Origin of the sequence: Motilibacter deserti, from assembly GCF_011250635.1 — a bacterium.
Classification (GTDB): Bacteria; Actinomycetota; Actinomycetes; order Motilibacterales; family Motilibacteraceae; genus Motilibacter_A; species Motilibacter_A deserti.
On record NZ_JAANNP010000004.1, the window covers coordinates 162,636 to 181,503 of the forward strand.

Sequence of the window (18,868 nt, forward strand, 5' to 3'; positions counted from 1 at the left end):
GCGGGACCGCACGTCACGGCGTTCCTCGTCGAGGTGTTCAGCCCGGGCCAGCGGTCATCCGCGGCCGCGGCGCGGTCCGGCGTCGGCTCGGCGCGCCCGGACGACGGCCCGCAGCAGCAGGCCGCACGCAAGAACGCCGATTCCCGAAACGACGCTTGTGAACGGCAGTGCGGCCGCGAGGACCACGCATCCGACGAGACCGAGGGCGGCAACCGGGCGGCGGACCGCGCTGCGGGTGCGCAGCGTCCACGCGCTGGCGTTGGCCACGGCGTAGTAGACGAGGACGCCGAGGCTGGAGAAGCCGATGGCGCCGCGGACGTCGCTCACGCTGACGATGACGACGACCACCGCGCCGAGGGTGAGCTCCGCACGGTGCGGGACGCCGAAGCGCGGGTGCACCGCCGCCAGGGCGACCGGCAGCTCGCGGTCCCGGGCCATCGCCAGCGTCGTGCGCCCGACGCCGGCCATCGCGCTCAGGAGCACGCCGAGGCTGGCGGTCACGGCGCCGACCCGGACCAGCACGGCCCAGTCCTCGTGGCCGGTGGCGGCGACGGCGTCGCGCAAGGGTGCTGTCGAGGCCGCGAGCCCGGCAGGGGACAGGACGAGCAGCAGGCCGACGGCGACGAGCGCGTAGACCGCGACGACGATCCCGAGCGCGAGCGGCACGGCGCGGGGGATCGTCCGCTCGGGGTCGCGCACCTCCTCGCCCAGCGTGGCGAGGCGGGCGTACCCGGCGAAGGCGAAGAACAGCAGCCCGGCCGCCTGGAGCACGCCGTACGCGTCGAGGCTCGTCGCGTCCGTCAGGCTCGACACGGCGCCGCGGTCGCCGGCCAGGCACGTGACGACGACGAAGCCGAGCACGGCGAGAGTGACCGCGACGAGCAGCCGGTTCAGCGCGGCGGTGCGCGTCACGCCGAGGTAGTTGACGGCGGTCAGCGCCGCTGCGGCGACCACCGCCACAGGACGAGGATGGTCGGGCCAGGCGTACGCGCCGGCGGTCAGGGCCATCGCCGCGCAGCTGGCCGTCTTGCCGATGACGAAGCCCCACCCGGCGAGGAACCCCCACAGCGGCCCGAGCTGGCGTCGCCCGTAGAGATAGCTGCCGCCGGCCTGCGGGTGCGCTGCGGCGAGGGCGGCGCTCGAGGTCGCGTTGCAGTAGGCCACCACGGCCGCGGCCGCGAGGGCCAGCAGCAGGCCGGCCCCAGCCGCGCGGGCAGCCGGGGCGAACGCGGCGAACACCCCCGCGCCCAGCATCGCGCCCAGCCCGACGAGCACCGCGTCGCGGAGGTTGAGCTCGCGACGCAGCACTCCGTCGGGCGCAGGGCTCGGCTGCGACTGCTGGGCGGGCACGGACTGATCGTCGTGCATGCGGGCGAGGCGAGCGCCGGCGGTCCCCGCCCGTGGAGGCGTGCCGCGGAGTCAGACGAACCAGGGGACCCAGGAGATGCCGTCCAGGTGCAGCGCGTCCCGGGCGCTGCGCGGGTCGGGGACGTTGACGAGCCGGAGCGTGTGCGTCGACGTCCGCCGGTCCAGGGTTCCCGAGGACCAGAGCAGCTGCCGCGGAGCGCGGGTGCGGGCGTAGCTGCTGATGGTGGCGCGCAGGACGCCGTCGACGTAGACCCGGGTGTGCCCGCCGCGCGGGTGGCGTTCGCCCACGACGCGGAAGGAGCTCACGTCGGCCGTCACGGTGACCGCTGCGGCCGATCGCGTCGTGGTCAGCGTGCCGAGCCAGCTGCCGCTCGCGGACGTGCGCGTCCATCCCCCGGAGTAGCGGGTGAGAGCGCGGTCGTCGAGTGGGACGGCGACCCGGCTCGGCGCCCCGAAGGCGCGGTTGCCGAACTCGTCGAGGGCGACGGCGCGCAGCAGGTAGTTGCGCGACTGGCGGACGCTCGTCGGGCGCTCCGCGGCGCCGAAGGCCGCCCGCCCCGCGCCGGCGGTGGCCCGCCACGTCGCCCAGGCCCCGGTGCTCCCTGTGTTGCCGGTGACGTACTGCTCGCGCCACTGCACCTCGACCCGGCGTGCGCCGGGGCCGACCGGGGACCACGAGACGGGGAACGGCAGCGCGGTGCTCGCGAGGGCGGACGTCGGGGGGGCCGTGAGGCGGGGCGGGGCGGTCGTCCGGAACCTGCCCGTGGTGACCGGCGAGCTGTTGCCCGAGGGGTCGACGACCCACAGCGCATAGGAGTGCACCGCCCCCGTGGCCAGGCCGGGGACGACGGCTCGGCGGGCCGCGCCGAGCACCGTCGTGCGGAACCGGCCGGCCGCGAACGTGGCCGGGGGCGTCGTGCCGGGGGAGACGGCGAGCTGCACGGCGACGGCGTCCGCCTCCCGGGGACCGGCCCACGTGGCCGTGACGCGCTCCGCCGCGAGCGTGAGCGTCGGGGCGAGCGGGGAGGGGGCGGCCCGGTCGGGCGGCGGCAGCGGGCCGGCGTACGCCGTTGCGTCCGGAGGCAGCTCCGCTGCCGTGGACAGCCGCGCCCGCGTCGTCCCGGCGGCGTCGGCGGACTCGAGGTAGGCGTCCCCACGGGCGGGACGCACCGCGTAGTAGAGGGTTCTGCCGTCCGAGCGCCACGCAGGGCGGCCGATCTGCGCGCCGGCGTGGAACGTCGACTCGAGCACCCTACGGCTGCCACCCCGGGCGTTGACCGTGACGACGACGGACGAGGCGAGGCTCCCGTCGGACGCGGCGACGTCGGCGACGTACGCGATCCGCGCGCCGTCCGGCGACCATGCGGGGTCGTGCCCCACGAGCCCGAGCGACGCGCGGCCGGACCCGTCCGTCGCCAGCACGCCGATCACCGGCCGGGCCGTGCCGTCAGGGCGGGGACGCAGCTCGGTGAACGCGATGTGCCGCCCACCCGGGGCCCAGCTCGGCTGCAGCGCGCCGATGCTGTTCGGGACCCGCCGTCTGACACCGCCGGTCGCGGGGCGGGTGTACAGGGCACGCGCGCCCTCGGCGAACCGCACCGGCTCGCTCGTCAGAAGCCGGGCCCCGTCCGGTGACCACTCCGGCTCAAGCTCCTGGTCTGCCCCGGCCGCGCCGCCGGGCAGGGCGCGGGTGGTCCCCGCGACGCGGTCGTGGACGTAGATGCTGCAGTCGAACGCGCCGCTCTCCTGGCAGAAGGCGATCTTCGTGCGGTCCGGCGACAGCGAAGGGTGGCTCACGTCGATCCCGTTCGCCGTCAGAGCCGTGTCCACGCCGGTCGCGAGGTCGAGGACCCGAAGCTCGGCGTCGGTCGCGTAGACCAGCTCGTCCGCGGGCGCCGCCGCGGCGCTCTGCTGCCCCTGGCCCACCACCGCGCCGAATGCGGCAACGGCGATCCCAGTGACAGCTGCGACGGATCGCGGTGCCCGCATGGCGTACCCCCTCCGCGCCTTTCCCGACGTCTCGACCATGGCCGCGCCGGGTGCCGGAATCAAGAGCGCAGCACGACCAGGGGGCGATGAGTTCTGGTGGGTCTCGCCGTCCTCCTCGGCATGAGCAAGCTTCGAGCGCACATCAGCATCTCGCTCGACGGCTACGTGGCGGGGCCGCGGCAGAGCCGGGAAGAGCCGCTCGGCGAAGGGGGCGAGGCCCTGCACGCGTGGGCGTTCGAGCTCGCCGCGTTCCGCGCGCCGCACGGGATGGAGGGCGGCACGGTCAACGCGAGCTCTGCGGTCCTCGAGGAGGAGCTCGCGGGCGTGGGAGCCGAGATCATGGGACGCGGCAAGTTCGGCCCTCCCGGCGGCGGCCCCTGGGGCGAGGACCCGTGGCGGGGCTGGTGGGGGGAGGAGCCGCCGTTCCACAAGCCCGTGTTCGTCCTGACCCATCACGAGCGCGAGCCGTTGCGCCTGTCGGACACGACCTTCACCTTCGTCACCGGGGGCATCGAGGCCGCGCTGGAGCAGGCGCGGCAGGCGGCCGGCGGGAAGGACGTGGTCCTCGGCGGCGGCGCCGACCTCATCAACCAGTACCTCGCCGCCGGGCTGGTCGACGAGCTGGAGCTGCACGTGGCCCCCGTCGTCCTCGGCGGTGGCTGCCGCCTCTTCGAGGGCGTGGGCCCGGGGCTGCGGCTCGAGCAGCTGCGCGTCGTCCAGGGACCGGGGGCAACGCACCTGAAGTACCGCGTCGTGAGGTGACGCCTGCCGCGTTGGTGCGCGCGCCAGCCCCCCGCGCAGCTCATGCGGGAAGCGTGCGGCCGGGCCCCGGGCCCCGCTATCCCGCCCGCCGGCCCGAGGTTGCGTCGACATTGTCGTGCTGGTGGTCCCCCAGGGTGCCGAGGAAGATGTCGAAGGCGCGGTCCGCGCGGGCGCGGTCGCCGGTGGAGTCGAGGTCCATCAGGAGGCCACGGATCACGGCGAGGACGAGTGTCGCGAGCTCAGGACGGCCGATGCTGCCCAGCCCGTCCTCCAGCGGCCCCAGCCAGTCCGTCGTCGCGGTGCGGCGGAAGCCCGGCCACAGCTGCTGCTCCGCGCTCTCGCGCAGCGCGCCGAACATCCGCAGGTACGGCTGCCCGTCCGTTCCCGTGAACGACGCCCACGCCCGCTGCAGCGTGACGGTGTAGGCCTCGTCGGGCCGCGGACGCAGGAGGTCGCCGAACGCATCCAGCTGGCGCTGCCGAGCTCGTTGCAGGACCGCGCGCAGCAGCGCGTCGCGGGTGCCGAAGTGGTAGACGAGCATGCGGGCCGACGTGCCGGTCGCGGTGGACAGCTGCTCCAGCCGGTCCGGCAGGCCGTGTGCCAGGGCGTGGTCGGTGCACGCGTCCAGCAGCCGGTCCCTGATCTCGGGCTGCGGTCGTCTCCCCACGGCTTCATCTTTTCGCGTAACGGCGGCTACGTCTACCGTGGATCGCGGCAGTAGGAGCCGAGCGTGGAGGTAGGCATGAGGGTCGTGTTCGTGCACGGGGCGTGTGTCAGGGACGGCGCGTGGTGGTGGCACCGCACCGCCGAGATGCTGCAGGAGCGGGGAGTGGCGAGCGTGGCGCCGGGCCTGCCCAGCTGCGGAGAGGCGGGCGAGCCGGCCGGCGTCGGCGGGCCCGGTCTGCGCGAGGACGTGCAGGCGGTGCGACGCGCGCTGCTGGCCGCCGACGAGCCGGCCGTCGTGGTCGCCCACAGCTACGGCGGCATCGTCGCCGCGGAGGCGGCCGCGGGCGTGGCGTCCGTTCGCCACCTGCTGCTGGTGTCGAGCTACTTGCCGGAGGCCGGGCAGAGCCTGTCCGACTTCGCGGACGGCCCCGCGCCGTTCCTCGATGTCGACCCCGGCGCCGGCACCTTCGGCGTACGCCAGGAGCTGCTCATCGAGACGTTCCTCCACGACTGCGACCGCGAGGCCCAGGAGCAGTCGCGGCACCACCTCGCCCGGCAGAGCGCGCAGGTCACGAGCCAGCCCGTCGGCGCCGCCGCGTGGCAGCAGGTGCAGTCGACCTACGTCGTCTGCGCACAGGACCGGGGCACGCCGGCGACGTCGCAGCGCGAGTTCGCCCGGCGGGCCGGCAGCGTCGTCGAGCTGGACACCGGGCACCATCCGTTCCTGTCGCAGCCGGCGGCCATGGCAGGCCTCGTCCTGGGCGTCTGAGCCGGGCGTCGGGACGAGCGAGCCGGCGGGCGTGTCGGCGGCGACCTGCCCGACGCCTGGGGGATGTGCTCGAGCCGCCCACCGGGGTGCCTCCGCAGGAGTGCTGCGTGGTGCGGCGTCCGGCGCCGGCCAGCGGGAAGGAGCCCTCTGCGCTGGACGTCGCCCGAGCCCGGGTCGCGACAGCCCGACGGCGGGAGCTTCCATGGCAGCAGACGAACTCGGCCCGGTGCCCGCATCGGGCCGGCAGATCGAGCTCCGTTCCGGCGACGCGGTCGCGACGGTCGTCGAGGTCGGTGGCGGGCTGCGGACGTACTCCGTGGGCGGGCGCCAGGTCGTCGACGGCTACGGCGCGGACGAGATGGCCCCGTCGGCGCGCGGGTCGCACCTGATCCCGTGGCCGAACCGGATCCGGCAGGGGCTGTACGCGTGGGAGGGCAAGCGCCTGCAGCTGCCCATCACCGAGCACGCGCTGGGCAATGCGAGCCACGGCCTGACCCGCTGGCACAACTGGCGTGCCGTCGAGCCGAGCGCCGCCGCCGTCACGATGGCGCTGCGGCTGCACCCGTCGTCCGGCTACCCCTTCACCCTCGACCTCGCACTGCGCTACGAGCTGTCCGGACAAGGGCTGGCCGTGACCGTACGCGCCCGCAACGTCGGCGCCCGGCCCGCCCCGTTCGCGTACGGCGCCCACCCGTACGTCATGGCGACGCCCGGCGCGACGATCGATGCCGACACGCTCCACGTGCCGGCGGCGTCGCGGGTGCCGGTGGACGCGACGTCGACGCCCACCGGCCGGGCTCCGGTGGAGGGAACTCCCTACGACTTCCGGAAGCCGTCGGCCATCGGGGACCGCGTCCTGGACACGGCGTACACCGACCTGCGGCGCACGCCCGACGGCCGCTCGACCGTCACGTTGCGCGGCGAGCACGGCGCGGTGGTGGTGTGGCAGGACGAGAGCTTCGGCTACACCCAGGTGTTCACCGGCGACACCGTCGCGCCCGAGCGGCGCCGGCGCAGCGTCGCCGTCGAGCCGATGACGTCGCCGGCCAACGCCTTCTCGAGCGGTGAGGACGTGGTCCGGCTGGAGCCGGGGCAGGTGTTCGAGGGGGCGTGGGGGATCACGCCTTCCTGAACCCCGCTTCACCTTCTCGGCAGGCCTGCCGTCGGTCAGCCCTCGGCGACCGCTGCCTCGGACATGACGTGGTGGCGACCGATCGGGATCATGAGCGGCCGGCCGGAGACCGGGTCCGCGATGACCGTGCTGTCGAGCCCGAAGACCGACCGGACCGTGTCCTCGGTGAGCACCTCTTCGGGGGTGCCCACCGCGTGCACCCGGCCGGCCACCATCGCGACGAGGTGGTCGGCGTAGCGGGCCGCGAGGTTCAGGTCGTGCAGCACCATCACGACCGTGGTGCCGCGGGCCCGGTTGAGGTCGGTCAGCAGGTCGAGGACCTCGACCTGGTGCGAGACGTCCAGGAACGTCGTGGGCTCGTCGAGCAGCAGCACGTCCGTCTGCTGAGCGAGGGCCATCGCGATCCACACCCGCTGGCGTTGGCCGCCGGACAGCTCGTCGACGGGCCGGTCGGCCAGCTCGGCCGTGTCGGTCGCCTCCAGCGCGGCGGCCACGGCGGCGTCGTCCTCCTTGCTCCACCGCGTGAGCACGCCCTGGTGCGGGTGGCGCCCACGCCCGACCAGGTCGGAGACCGCGATGCCCTCGGGCGCGATCGGCGACTGGGGGAGCAGCCCGAGCGTGCGGGCGAGGGCCTTCGCCGGGGTGCGGTGGACCTCCTTGCCGTCGAGGAGCACATGGCCGGCGCGTGGTGCGAGCAGCCGCGACATCGAGCGCAGCAGCGTCGTCTTGCCGCACGCGTTGGCGCCGACGATCGCGGTGACCTTGCCCGGCGGGACCGCCAGGTCGAGCCCGGAGACGACGACGCGGTCGCGGTAGCCGAGGGTCAGCTTCTCGGCCGTCAGGGTGTGCGCTGCGGTCACAGCGAGCCTCCCACCCGGTTGGAGCGGACGATGAGGTAGACGAGGTACGGCGCGCCGAGCACCCCGGTGACGACGCCGACCGGCAGCCGGGTGTCGAAGGCGTACTGCCCGAAGTAGTCCGCGACGAGCACCAGCAGCGCCCCGACGAGCGCGGCCGGGACCAGCAGCGAGCCTCCGGGGCCGACGAGCCGCGCGGCGATGGGGCCGGCGAGGAAGGCGACGAAGGCGATGGGCCCCGTGGCTGCGGTCGCGAACGCGATCAGCCCGACGGCGGCCAGGATCACGGTCAGCCGGGTGCGCTCGACGCTGACTCCCAGCGCGGACGCCGCGTCGTCCCCGAGCTGGAGCAGGTTGAGGTTGCGCGCCTGCGTCAGCAGGACCGGGGCGAGGACGACCAGCGCGCCCAGCGTGGGCAGCGCCTCCGTCCACGACACGCCGTTGAGGCTGCCGGAGAGCCAGCGCAGCGTCTCCTGCATGTCCCACTGGCTGGCGCGGCTGAGGACGTAGTCGGTGATGCTCACGCACATCGCGGCGATGCCGATGCCGATGAGGACCAGGCGGGTGCCGTGCACGCCGTCCTTGAACGACAGCACGTAGATGAGCAGCGCGACGGCCAGGCTGGCGACGATGGCCACGAGCGAGACGCTCGTGCCGCTGAGCCCCACCGTGACGATGGCGAACGCGGCGGCGGCGCTCGCACCGGCCGTGATGCCGATGAGGTCCGGGCTGGCGAGCGGGTTGCGCAGCATGGTCTGGAAGGTGACCCCGCCGAAGCCGAAGCAGGCTCCGGCGAGGACGGCCAGCACCGCACGGGGCAGGCGCAGCCGGCCGACGGCGAAGGACGCGCCGGGCACGTCCTGCCCGAGCGCCACGCGGACGACGTCGGGAAGCGGGTAGTAGGTGCGGCCGAGCATGACGTTGGCGAGGAACGCCGCCACGATGAGCAGCGCGAGGGCGGCCATGACGGCCAGCCGACGGCGGCCGCGCCGTGCACGCCCGGCCGCGACGGCCTCTGCCGTGACCCGGGTGCCGGGCGAGGAGACGGGGGAGAGCAGGGCCGTCACAGGGCACGCACCTTCTGCCGCCGCACGATGTAGATGAAGACCGGTGCGCCGACGAAGGCGGTGACGATGCCGACGTCGAGCTCGCCCGGGCGCGCGACGATGCGCCCGAGGACGTCCGCGGCGGCGAGCAGGCAGGCGCCCACCACGGTCGAGAACGGCAGCACCCACCGGTGGTCGACCCCGACGAGGAGCCGGCAGACGTGCGGCACGGCGAGCCCGACGAACCAGATCGGGCCGGCGACCGCGACCGACGCGCCGCAGAGCAGGACCGCGCCGAACGCCGCGGTGCCGCGCGCGAGGGCGACCCGCTCGCCGAGCCCGGCCGCGAGGTCGTCGCCGAGGGCGAGCGAGTTCAGCCCGCGGGCGGACAGCAGGCAGACGGCGAAGCCGACGAGCAGGAACGGCACGACGAGCCGGATGGTGTCGTAGGACGCCCCGCCGACTCCGCCGACGCGCCAGGACTGGATGTTCGCGGAGATGTCCCCGCGGGGCAGGGCGATCGCGGTGATGAACGACACGAAGGCGGCCGACGTCGCGGTCCCCGCCAGGGCCAGCTTGAGCGGCGTCGCGCCGCCGCGCCCCAGCGAGCCGACGGCGTACACGAAGACTGCGCTGAGGCCGGCTCCGACGATCGCCACCCAGACGTAGTCGCTGGCCACGGACAGGCCGAACCACGCGATGCCGATGACGACGGCGAGCGCGGCGCCCATGCTCACGCCGAGGATGCCCGGGTCGGCCAGCGGGTTGCGGGTGACGCCCTGCATGACCGCGCCCGAGAGCCCGAGGGCCGCGCCGACGAGCACGGCGAGCAGGGTCCGCGGCATGCGCTTGGCCACGGCCGCCTCGCCGATCGTCTCGTCGGCGCCCGTCAGCCCGTGCAGGATCTCCGACCAGGAGACGCCGCGGGCACCCACCGTGACCGACAGGGCTACGAGGGCGAGGAGCAGGGCGAGGGCGAGGAGCACCCACAGCGCCCGCCGCGAGCGCCGCACGGTGGCGGCGCTCGCAGCGGGCGCGGGAGCGAGAGCGGTCACGCCGACTTGTCAGCGGCCTCGGCGAGCATCTTCACGTAGTCCTGCAGGACGTAGGAGATGGCGAGCGGCGTGGGGTTCGCGGCCGTGCCGAGCGGCGTCGAGGGCAGCAGCACGATGGCGTCGTTGGCGACGGCGGGCATCTTCGACAGCAGCGGGTCGGCCTGCAGCGTCTTGACGAGCTTCTCGTCGCCGTAGGTCACGATGATGTCGACGTCGTCGAACTGGTCGACCTTCTCCGCGCTGATCGTCCCGGAGAACTGGTCGTTGGACGACGACGCCTCCTCGATGCTCTTCGGCGTGCCCAGCCCGAGGTCGGTGAAGAACTTCGCCCGGGTGTCGTGGGTGGTGTAGAAGCTGACCTCGCTGAGGTCCGTCGGGTCGACGTGGGTGAGGAACATCGTCTTCTTGCCGGCGATCTGCGGCATCGTCGCAGCCGTGTCGGTGATCTCCTGCTCGAGGGTGGAGATCAGCTGCTCGCCCTCGGCGGGCTTGCCCATGCCCTGGCTGTTGAGCCGGATCATGTCCTTCCAGTCGGTGCCCCAGGCGACCTCGGGGTAGGCGACCGTCGGCGCGATCTCGCTGAGCGTGTCGTAGTCCTCCTGCGTGAGGCCGGAGTACGCCGCCAGGATCACGTCCGGCTGCGTGTCGGCGACCGCCTCGAAGTCGATGCCGTCGGTCTCGTCGAACAGCACCGGTGTCTGGCCGCCGAGTTCGTCGAGCTTCTCCTTCACCCACGGCAGCAGGCCGTCGTTGTCGTCGTCGCCGAAGTTGGCCGCCGCCATGCCGACGGGGACGACCCCGAGCGCGAGCGGGACCTCCTGGTTGGCCCAGTTCACCGTTGCGACCCGCTCCGGCTGCGACTCGATCGTCGTCGTGCCCAGGGCGTGCTCGATCGTGATCGGGAACTGCTGGGCCGGGGCGGACGCCGACGCCTCGGGCGTCGACGGGCTCGCCGCCGTCGCCTCGTCGTCGGAGCCCCCGCAGCCGGCGAGCAGCAGGGCGGCGACAGCGGTCAGCGCGCCGACCACCGACCGAGAAGAGCGGAGCAAGAGGAACCCTTTCGTCAGGCGCACCCGGGACGGTGCGGATGGTGCGGATGGAGCCCGCTGCGTACGCCGGCGAGCCGGCGGGCGCGTCAGGGCAGCACCGCGCACGGAACGGGCGCGGCTTCCCCCAGCGACCAAGGTTAAGGTAAGCCTCACCTATCCGGGAGGGCACATGCACGGACGCGTCGTCGAGAAGCACTGGTTGACCCCGGCGATGGTCCGCGTCGTCCTGGGCGGGGACGGTCTGGACGGTTTCGTGATGGTGGACGCGACGGACGCCTACGTGAACCTCGCGTTCGCCCCGGCCGGAGCCGCCTACTCCCGCGTGTTCGACCCGGCGGAGCTGCGCGCGAGCCTTCCTCGCTCGCAGTGGCCCGCGTTCCGCCGCTTCACCGTCCGCCGTTGGGACGCCGCGGCCCGGCAGCTCACGATCGACTTCGTCGTGCACGGCGACGTCGGCGTGGCCGGGCGCTGGGCCGCCTCGGCCGAGCCCGGAGACGTGCTGGTCCTCGAAGGCCCGGCCGGCGGCTACCGCCCGGACCCGGACGCGGACTGGCATCTCCTGGTCGGCGACGAGTCGGCGCTGCCGGCGATCGCCGCGTCGCTCGAGGCGCTGCCCGCAGGGGTGCCGGCCGTCGTCCGACTGCTCTGCGACGGCCCGGGCCACCAGGCCGAGCTGCGCAGCGCGGCCGAGCTCGACGTCGAATGGCTGCACCGCGGCCCGGACGACGACCAGCTGCTCGCCTCCCTGCGCGAGCTCACCTTCCCGGAGGGGCGCGTGCACGTCTTCGTGCACGGGGAGGCGGAGGAGATCCGCGGCGTACGCCGGCACCTGCTGCTCGACCGGGGGCTCCCGCGCGCCGACATGTCCTGCTCCCCCTACTGGCGGCGCACCATGTCCGACGAGGCGTGGCGAGAGGTCAAGCAGGGCTTCGTCGCGGCGATGGAGGCCGAGGTCGCCTGACGCGCTCGGGACGGGACGGCCACCAGAACCGCTCGCCGAGCACGAGCACCAGGGCGGGGACGACGACGGTCCGTACGAGCAGCGTGTCCAGCAGGACGCCGATGCCCACCACGACCCCGATCTGGGTCAGCGTGATGAGCGGCAGCACGCCGAGCACCGCGAACACCGAGGCGAGCAGGATGCCGGCGCTGGTGATGACGCCACCGGTGGCGGCCAGCGCGCGCAGGACCGCTTCCCGCGTCGCCCGCCCGGCGAGCACCTCCTCGCGGGTGCGGGCGACGAGGAAGATGTTGTAGTCGACGCCGAGCGCGACGAGGAACAGGAACGACAGCAGCGGCACCGGCGTGTCGAGGGCGGGGAAGCCGTAGCCGAGGTCGAACGCCCACCAGCTGGCCCCCAGGCTGGCGAAGTACGACGCGACGACCGTCGCGACGAGCAGGACGGGCGCGACGGCCGACCGCAGCAGCGCCGTCAGGACGAGGAGCACGAGCAGCAGCACCAGCGGGACGACGAGCCGGGTGTCGCGCTCGGTCGCCCGCGCGGTGTCGTACTCCTCGGCGGTCGTGCCGCCGACGAGCGCGTCCGCACCGGCCACCTCGGCCAGCGCGTCGCGCAGTCCCTCTATGGCCCGGTCCGAGCCCTCCGTTCCCGGGGCGTCCTCGAGCACGACCTGGGCTACGGCGAACTCTCCTTCGGTCGTCAGCGACCGTGCCCTGGCGACGCCCTGGACGCCTTGCGCCGTCTCGACGACCGCCTCTGCCGCTCCAGCCGACGACACCACGGTCAACGGCTGCGTCGTGCCGGCGGGGAAGGCACGCTGCAGCGACTGCTGCCCGAGCACGGCTTCCGGCGGGTTCCGGAATCTCTCTTCGGCCGACAGCTCGGTCTGCACGGCGAGGGCCCCGACCGCCAGCACCGCGAGGACGGCGACGCCGAGCGCGGCCACGAGCCCGGGGCGGCGGGCGACCCGGCGGCCCACCGCGCTCCACAGCCCGGCCTCGTCGTCGTCGGGGGAGTCGACGACGCGCGGCACCAGCGGCCAGAAGAGCCAGCGGCCCGGCAGCACCAGCGCCGCCGGCAGCACGACCAGCCCGAACGCCATCGCGATCACGATCCCTACGGCGCAGGCGAAGCCCAGGCCGCGGTTGGAGGTGAGGTCCGCGAGCAGCAGCGTGAGCAGGCTGAGCAGCACGGTCCCGCCACTGGCCAGGACGGCCGGCGCGGTCGAGCGCAGCGCCCGTCGCATCGCGGCGAAGCGGTCGCTCTCGTGGCGCAAGGTGTCGCGGTAGCGCGAGACGAGCAGCAGCGCGTAGTTCGTGCCCGCCCCGAACACCAGCACGGAGAGGATCCCGGCGGCCGAGCCGTCGACGTCGACGCCGGCCCGCGGCGCGAGGGCACCGACGACGACGGTCGCGAGCCGGTCCGCGACGCCGACGACGAGCAGCGGGACCAGCCACAGCACCGGGCTCCGGTACGTCACCAGCAGCAGCAGCGCCACGACCGCGGCGGTGGTGCTGAGGAGCTTGGTGTTGGCGCCGTCGAAGACCGCGGACAGGTCGACGGCGTACGCCGGGCCGCCGGTGACCTCGACGCCCACCCCGTCGGGCAGGCCGGCCCGGGCCGCCGTGCGGACGGCCCCGACGTCGTCCTCGACCGTGTCCTCGTCGGTGCTGACCGGGAGGGTCACCGTGGCCACGGTCCCGTCCTCGGACACCTCCGGCTCGGCAGGGCGCCCGCCACCCGCGGCCAGCCCAGCCAGGCGCTGCGCCGCGGCCTCGACGGCGGCGAGGCCGTCCTGGCCGAGGGCGCCGCCGTCGTCGCGCGCATAGACCGCGATCACGGGCGCGACCCCGCTGCCGGGCAGCCGCTCCTGCAGCTGCGCGACCCGGGTGGACTGCGCGCCGTCCGCCAGCCCGCTGGCCGCGTCGGACACGGTCGTCGCCTCGCCCGGGCCCAGCGCGAAGACCGCGCCGGAGGCGAGCAGCGCGAGGAGCAGCACCCACCACGAGCGGGCGCGGCCGACCGGCGACAGCGCACGCGCTGTGGTACGACGGTCCGCGTGGGGGCCTGCCACGGGCAACCTCCAAGTCGCTAAGCGGCTTAGCGTTCTCGGAAGGACCGTACATGTCGCAGCAGCCGGCGCAACCCGGGCGGCCGGCCCCCGGGCCGGTAGACCGCGCACTGCGCGACGTCCTGACGTTCTCAGCCCTCGCCCGGGTGGAGATGGCCGAGCGTCTCGGCCTCGCGCTGCGCGACGTGGAGGCCGTCGAGCACGTGATGACCGAGCCGGCGGGCCGCCCGCTCGGCCCGGCCGAGCTCGCGCGCCGGCTCGGTGTGTCCACCGCGGCGGCGACGCAGGGGCTGCACCGGCTCGAGGGCAAGGGGCACGTGACGCGGCGCCCGCATCCGGTGGACGGCCGGCGCCAGGTCGTCGAGGTGACGGCAGGCGGGGCCGCGCACGTGCTCAGCGAGCTCGGGCCGCTGCTGACCAGCCTGCACGAGGTGGGCGCCGCGCTGCCGCCGGAGGAGCAGCGTGCGGTCGCGGGCTACCTGCGCCGGGTGGGCGAGGTGCTGCGGGACTACGTCGGGGAGCGGTCCTCGACGGCCGGGGAGGATCAGTGGCCGGCGGCGGGGCCCGGCCCGGACGCCGGCCCCCCGTCCCCGCGGCGGCGCAGGTAGCGCTCGAACTCGCGGGCGATCGCCTCGCCGCTCGCCTCGGGCAGCTCGGCGGTGTCCTTGGCCTCCTCGAGGCCGCGGACGTACTCCGCGACCTCGGAGTCCTCGGCCGCGAGCTCGTCGACGCCGCGCTCCCAGGCGCGCGCGTCCTCCGGCAGCTCCCCGAGCGGGATCGAGAGGTCGAGCAGGTCCTCGACCGCGCGCAGCAGCGCGAGCGTCGCCTTGGGGGAGGGCGGCTGTGCGACGTAGTGCGGGACCGCCGCCCACAGCGAGACCGCCGGGACGTCGAGCTGGCCCGCGCGGTCCTGCAGCACGCCCACGATGCCCGTCGGGCCCTCGTAGCGCGAGATCTCGATGCCCAGCCGGCTCGCCAGCCCGGGCTCGGTCGCCGAGCTCGTCACCGGGATGGGGCGGGTGTGCGGCGCGTCGGCCAGCAGCGCGCCCAGCGTCACGACCATCTCGACGCCGAGCTCGGCGGCCAGCTCGAGGATCTCGTCGGTGAACGTGCGCCAGCGCATGTTCGGCTCGATGCCGCGCAGCAGCACGACGTCGCGCGTCCTGCCCTGGGCCGGGACCTGCACCCGCGCCCAGGAGAACCGGCTCGTCGGCCAGGTGATGGAGCGGGCGCCCTCGGCGTCCACCCCGACCGTCGGCCGGTTGACCTGGAAGTCGTAGTAGTCGTCGGGGTCGAGGGCCCCGATCGGCGACGCCTTCCACTCCCGCTCCAGATGCTCGATCGCACCCGTCGCGGCCTCACCGGCGTCGTTCCAACCTTCGAACGCGGCGATGAGGACGGGGTCGACCAGCTCGGGGACGCCCTCGAGCTCGATCACTCGCCGCACCTCCAAGACCGCACACTCCCAACGAGCACCGGCGCTCGCCGGGCCTTCCCAACCGATCCAGCCTACGCGGAGTCGGCATCCTTCCCCTCCGGCCACCGTGAAACGCCGGGAGCGGGAGGCCCGCCGCGTAGGCTGAGGCCCACGGAGGGCTGCCCTCCCGCGTCACCGCCTGCCCGGGAGGCCGGGCAGGCGCTGCGCTGTCGCACTTCCCGGAGGATCGATGTCCCCCACGTCGGCATCCCTGCGCCAGGCACTGTCCGAGCGGGTCGTGGTCGCCGACGGCGCGATGGGCACGATGCTGCAGGCCCAGGACCCGACGCTCGAGGACTTCCAGGGCTTCGAGGGCTGCAACGAGATCCTCAACGTCACCCGGCCGGACATCGTGCGCGCCGTCCACGAGGAGTACCTCGCGGTCGGCGTCGACTGCGTCGAGACCAACACGTTCGGCGCGAACTTCGCGAACCTCGCGGAGTACGACATCCCCCAGCGGATCTTCGAGCTGGCCGAGGCGGGCGCCCGCATCGCCCGCGAGGCCACCGACGCCGCGTCCACCCCCGACCGCCCGCGCTGGGTGATCGGGTCGATGGGCCCCGGCACCAAGCTGCCGACGCTGGGCCACACGACCTACGCGACGCTGCGCGACGCGTACCAGCAGAACGCAGCGGGCCTCGTCGCCGGCGGGGCGCACGCCCTGCTCGTCGAGACCGCGCAGGACCTGCTCCAGGCCAAGGCCGCGATCGTCGGCGCGAAGCGGGCGATCGCCGAGGCCGGCGCCGACGTTCCCGTGATCGCCCAGGTCACCGTGGAGACCACCGGCACGCTGCTGCTCGGCAGCGAGATCGGCGCCGCCTTGACCGCGCTGGAGCCGCTGGGCATCGACCTCATCGGCCTCAACTGCGCGACCGGCCCCGCCGAGATGAGCGAGCACCTGCGCCACCTCGCCCGCCACGCGCGCATCGGCCTCTCGTGCATGCCCAACGCCGGCCTGCCCGAGCTCACCTCCGACGGCGCGCGCTACCCGCTGTCACCGCGGGAGCTCGCCGACGCCCACGACGTCTTCACCCGGGAGTACGGCCTCGGCCTGGTCGGCGGCTGCTGCGGCACGACCCCCGCGCACCTGCAGGCCGTCGTCGAGCGCGTACGCGGGCGCGAGCTCGCGCGCCGCGAGCCGCGTCCGGAGCCGGGCGTCGCGAGCCTCTACACCGCCGTGCCGTTCCATCAGGACGCGTCCTACCTGTCGATCGGCGAGCGGACCAACGCCAACGGCTCCAAGGCCTTCCGGGTCGCGATGCTCGAGGGCCGCTACGACGACTGTGTCGAGATCGCCCGCGACCAGACCCGGGACGGCGCCCACCTGCTCGACGTCTGCATCGACTACGTCGGGCGCGACGGCGTCGCAGACATCAGGGAGATCGTCGGGCGCTTCGCGACCTCGTCCACGTTGCCGCTGGTCATCGACTCCACCGAGCCCGCGGTCCTGGAAGCCGGCCTGGAGCTCCTCGGCGGGCGGGCGATCATCAACTCGGTCAACTACGAGGACGGTGACAAGCCCGGCTCGCGGTTCCGCCGGATCATGCCGGTGGTCAAGGAGCACGGTGCCGCGGTCATCGCCCTCACCATCGACGAGGAGGGCCAGGCCCGCACCGCCGAGCACAAGGTGCGGGTGGCGTCCCGGCTCATCGACCAGCTGACCGGTGAGTACGGCATGGCGGTCGAGGACATCCTCATCGACGCGCTGACCTTCCCGATCGCCACGGGCCAGGAGGAGACCCGGCGCGACGGCGTCGAGACGATCGAGGCGATCCGCGAGATCAAGCGGCGCTACCCCGGCGTGCAGACGACGCTCGGCCTGTCGAACATCTCCTTCGGCCTCAACCCGGCCGCCCGCATCGTGCTCAACTCGGTGTTCCTGCACGAGTGCGTAGAGGCGGGGCTGGACTCGGCGATCGTGCACGCGGCCAAGATCGTGCCGATGGCGCGCATCCCGGAGGAGCAGCGCGAGGTCGCGCTCGACATGGTCTACGACCGTCGCCGGGAGGGCTACGACCCGCTGCAGCGCTTCCTCGAGCTGTTCGAGGGCGTCGACGCGGCGTCGGTCCGGGCCTCGCGCGCCGAGGAGCTGGCCGCGCTGCCGCTGGGGGAGCGGCTCCAGCGCCGGATCATCGACGGCGAGCGCAACGGCCTCGAGGGCGACCTGCAGGAGGCGCTCGACACCGGCATCAAGGCCCTCGACGTCGTCAACGACCACCTGCTCGAGGGCATGAAGGTCGTCGGGGAGCTCTTCGGCAAGGGCGAGATGCAGCTGCCCTTCGTGCTGCAGAGCGCCGAGGTCATGAAGACCGCCGTGGCCTACCTCGAGCCGCACATGGAGAAGGCCGACGCCGCGGGCAAGGGCAAGATCGTCCTGGCCACCGTCAAGGGCGACGTCCACGACATCGGCAAGAACCTCGTCGACATCATCCTGTCCAACAACGGCTACGACGTCGTCAACATCGGCATCAAGCAGCCGGTGTCGGCGATCCTCGAGGCCGCCGAGGAGCACAAGGCCGACGTCATCGGCATGTCCGGGCTGCTCGTCAAGTCGACGGTCATCATGAAGGAGAACCTCGAGGAGATGAACTCACGGGGGATCGCCACGCAGTTCCCCGTCATCCTCGGCGGCGCCGCGCTCACCCGGGCGTTCGTCGAGGAGGACCTCGCCGAGATCTACGAAGGCGAGGTCAGGTATGCCCGGGACGCCTTCGAGGGCCTGCGGCTCATGGACGCCATCATCGGCGTCAAGCGTGGCGTGCCCGGGGCGAAGCTGCCCGAGCTGCGCAAGCGCCGGGTGGCCGGGGGAGCGACGCTGCAGCTCACCCCGCTCGAGGACATGCCGGCCCGCAGCGACGTGGCCAACGACAACCGGGTCCCCGAGCCCCCTTTCTGGGGGACGCGCGTGGTCAAGGGCATCGCGCTCGCCGACTACGCCGCCTACCTCGACGAGCGGGCGACCTTCATGGGCCAGTGGGGGCTGAAGTCCTCCCGCGGCGAGGGGCCGTCCTACGACGAGCTGGTCGAGAGCGAGGGCCGCCCGCGGCTGCGCATGTGGCTCGACCGCATCAAGACCGAGGGGCTGATGGAGGCCGCGGTCGTCTACGGCTACTTCCGGGCGTGGAGCGAGGGCGACGACCTCGTCGTCGCGGGCGAGGACGGCGGGGAGCTCACGCGCTTCACGTTCCCGCGCCAGCGGCGTGACCGGCACCTGTGCCTGTCGGACTTCTTCCGCGCGAAGGACTCCGGCGACACCGACGTCGTCTCCTTCCAGGTCGTGACGATGGGCAACCGCGTGAGCGAGTTCGCCAACGAGATCTTCGCGAAGAACAACTACCGCGACTACCTCGAGATCCACGGTCTCTCGGTGCAGCTGACCGAGGCGCTGGCGGAGTACTGGCACGCCCGCGTGCGCGACGAGCTGGGCTTCGCCGGCGAGGACGGCGACCTGGCCGGGATGCTGCGCGGGCAGGCCTACCGCGGGTCGCGCTACTCCTTCGGCTACCCGGCCTGCCCGGACCTGGAGGACCGCGCGAAGCTCGTCGCCCTGCTCAAGCCCGAGCGGATCGGGGTGTCCCTCTCCGAGGAGCTGCAGCTGCACCCCGAGCAGTCGACCGACGCCATGATCGTCCACCACCCCGAGGCGAAGTACTTCAACGCCTGACC

Annotated in this window: 15 protein-coding genes; 6 read left to right on the top strand and 9 right to left on the bottom strand. The window is 73.9% G+C overall.

From position 1 onward, the window contains the following. Nucleotides 1-54: 54 nt before the first annotated feature. Complete coding sequence (locus tag G9H71_RS10470) at nucleotides 55-1,368, bottom strand: APC family permease (protein ID WP_166281472.1); 1,314 nt, start codon at nucleotides 1,366-1,368, stop codon at nucleotides 55-57. Between the two features lie 51 nt (nucleotides 1,369-1,419). After that, the gene (locus tag G9H71_RS10475; protein WP_166281474.1) at nucleotides 1,420-3,357 is read right to left on the bottom strand and encodes a PD40 domain-containing protein; all 1,938 of its coding nucleotides are present in this window, start codon (nucleotides 3,355-3,357) and stop codon (nucleotides 1,420-1,422) included. Nucleotides 3,358-3,477: 120 nt separating this feature from the next. Here G9H71_RS10475 and G9H71_RS10480 point away from each other — a divergent pair, with 120 nt between their 5' ends. Next, entirely contained in the window at nucleotides 3,478-4,119 is a 642-nt protein-coding gene (locus G9H71_RS10480; protein ID WP_166281476.1) for a dihydrofolate reductase family protein, read from the top strand. A 76-nt stretch (nucleotides 4,120-4,195) separates the two neighbouring features. Here the strand turns inward: G9H71_RS10480 and G9H71_RS10485 are convergent, their stop codons facing one another. Next, nucleotides 4,196-4,786 carry a TetR/AcrR family transcriptional regulator gene (locus G9H71_RS10485; protein ID WP_166281478.1) on the bottom strand — a complete coding sequence of 197 codons (591 nt, stop codon included), beginning with the start codon at nucleotides 4,784-4,786 and terminating at the stop codon, nucleotides 4,196-4,198. A gap of 75 nt (nucleotides 4,787-4,861) precedes the next feature. Between G9H71_RS10485 and G9H71_RS10490 the strand changes: the two genes are divergently transcribed. Then, nucleotides 4,862-5,554: an alpha/beta hydrolase gene (locus G9H71_RS10490; RefSeq protein ID WP_166281480.1), complete on the top strand. Its 693-nt coding sequence runs from the start codon at nucleotides 4,862-4,864 to the stop codon at nucleotides 5,552-5,554. Between the two features lie 202 nt (nucleotides 5,555-5,756). After that, entirely contained in the window at nucleotides 5,757-6,686 is a 930-nt protein-coding gene (locus tag G9H71_RS10495) for an aldose 1-epimerase family protein (RefSeq protein WP_166281482.1), read from the top strand. 35 nt (nucleotides 6,687-6,721) lie between these two features. Here the strand turns inward: G9H71_RS10495 and G9H71_RS10500 are convergent, their stop codons facing one another. From G9H71_RS10500 to G9H71_RS10515, 4 genes are read right to left on the bottom strand one after another with little or no spacing between them, the layout of a single operon-like run. After that, nucleotides 6,722-7,546 (bottom strand): ABC transporter ATP-binding protein, encoded by an 825-nt coding sequence (locus G9H71_RS10500; protein ID WP_166281484.1) that lies wholly within the window; start codon nucleotides 7,544-7,546, stop codon nucleotides 6,722-6,724. Then, nucleotides 7,543-8,610, bottom strand: a complete 1,068-nt coding sequence (locus G9H71_RS10505) for a FecCD family ABC transporter permease (protein ID WP_331272893.1) — start codon at nucleotides 8,608-8,610, stop codon at nucleotides 7,543-7,545. Before G9H71_RS10505 ends, G9H71_RS10500 begins: the two co-directional genes overlap by 4 nt. After that, nucleotides 8,607-9,644 carry a FecCD family ABC transporter permease gene (locus G9H71_RS10510; protein WP_166281486.1) on the bottom strand — a complete coding sequence of 346 codons (1,038 nt, stop codon included), beginning with the start codon at nucleotides 9,642-9,644 and terminating at the stop codon, nucleotides 8,607-8,609. The genes G9H71_RS10505 and G9H71_RS10510 overlap by 4 nt, the downstream gene beginning before the upstream one ends. Next, on the bottom strand, nucleotides 9,641-10,693 hold the full coding sequence (locus G9H71_RS10515; protein ID WP_166281488.1) for an iron-siderophore ABC transporter substrate-binding protein: 1,053 nt from the start codon (nucleotides 10,691-10,693) through the stop codon (nucleotides 9,641-9,643). The genes G9H71_RS10510 and G9H71_RS10515 overlap by 4 nt, the downstream gene beginning before the upstream one ends. Before the next feature lie 169 nt (nucleotides 10,694-10,862). On the opposite strand from G9H71_RS10515, the gene G9H71_RS10520 reads away from it, so the two are divergent. Then, nucleotides 10,863-11,654, top strand: coding sequence for a siderophore-interacting protein (locus G9H71_RS10520; protein ID WP_166281490.1), 792 nt, complete (start codon nucleotides 10,863-10,865; stop codon nucleotides 11,652-11,654). Here the strand turns inward: G9H71_RS10520 and G9H71_RS10525 are convergent. Beyond that, on the bottom strand, nucleotides 11,611-13,728 hold the full coding sequence (locus G9H71_RS10525) for an MMPL family transporter (RefSeq protein WP_331272894.1): 2,118 nt from the start codon (nucleotides 13,726-13,728) through the stop codon (nucleotides 11,611-11,613). The genes G9H71_RS10520 and G9H71_RS10525 overlap by 44 nt on opposite strands. A 50-nt stretch (nucleotides 13,729-13,778) precedes the next feature. Here G9H71_RS10525 and G9H71_RS10530 point away from each other — a divergent pair, with 50 nt between their 5' ends. Then, nucleotides 13,779-14,333: a MarR family winged helix-turn-helix transcriptional regulator gene (locus G9H71_RS10530; RefSeq protein ID WP_166281492.1), complete on the top strand. Its 555-nt coding sequence runs from the start codon at nucleotides 13,779-13,781 to the stop codon at nucleotides 14,331-14,333. Here G9H71_RS10530 and G9H71_RS10535 read toward each other — a convergent pair. Then, nucleotides 14,270-15,163, bottom strand: coding sequence for a PAC2 family protein (locus tag G9H71_RS10535; protein WP_166281494.1), 894 nt, complete (start codon nucleotides 15,161-15,163; stop codon nucleotides 14,270-14,272). The two genes, G9H71_RS10530 and G9H71_RS10535, sit on opposite strands and share 64 nt — an antisense overlap. Nucleotides 15,164-15,392: 229 nt before the next feature. Between G9H71_RS10535 and metH the strand changes: the two genes are divergently transcribed. Next, nucleotides 15,393-18,866 (top strand): methionine synthase, encoded by a 3,474-nt coding sequence (gene metH / locus G9H71_RS10540; protein ID WP_166281496.1) that lies wholly within the window; start codon nucleotides 15,393-15,395, stop codon nucleotides 18,864-18,866. Nucleotides 18,867-18,868 lie beyond the last annotated feature (2 nt).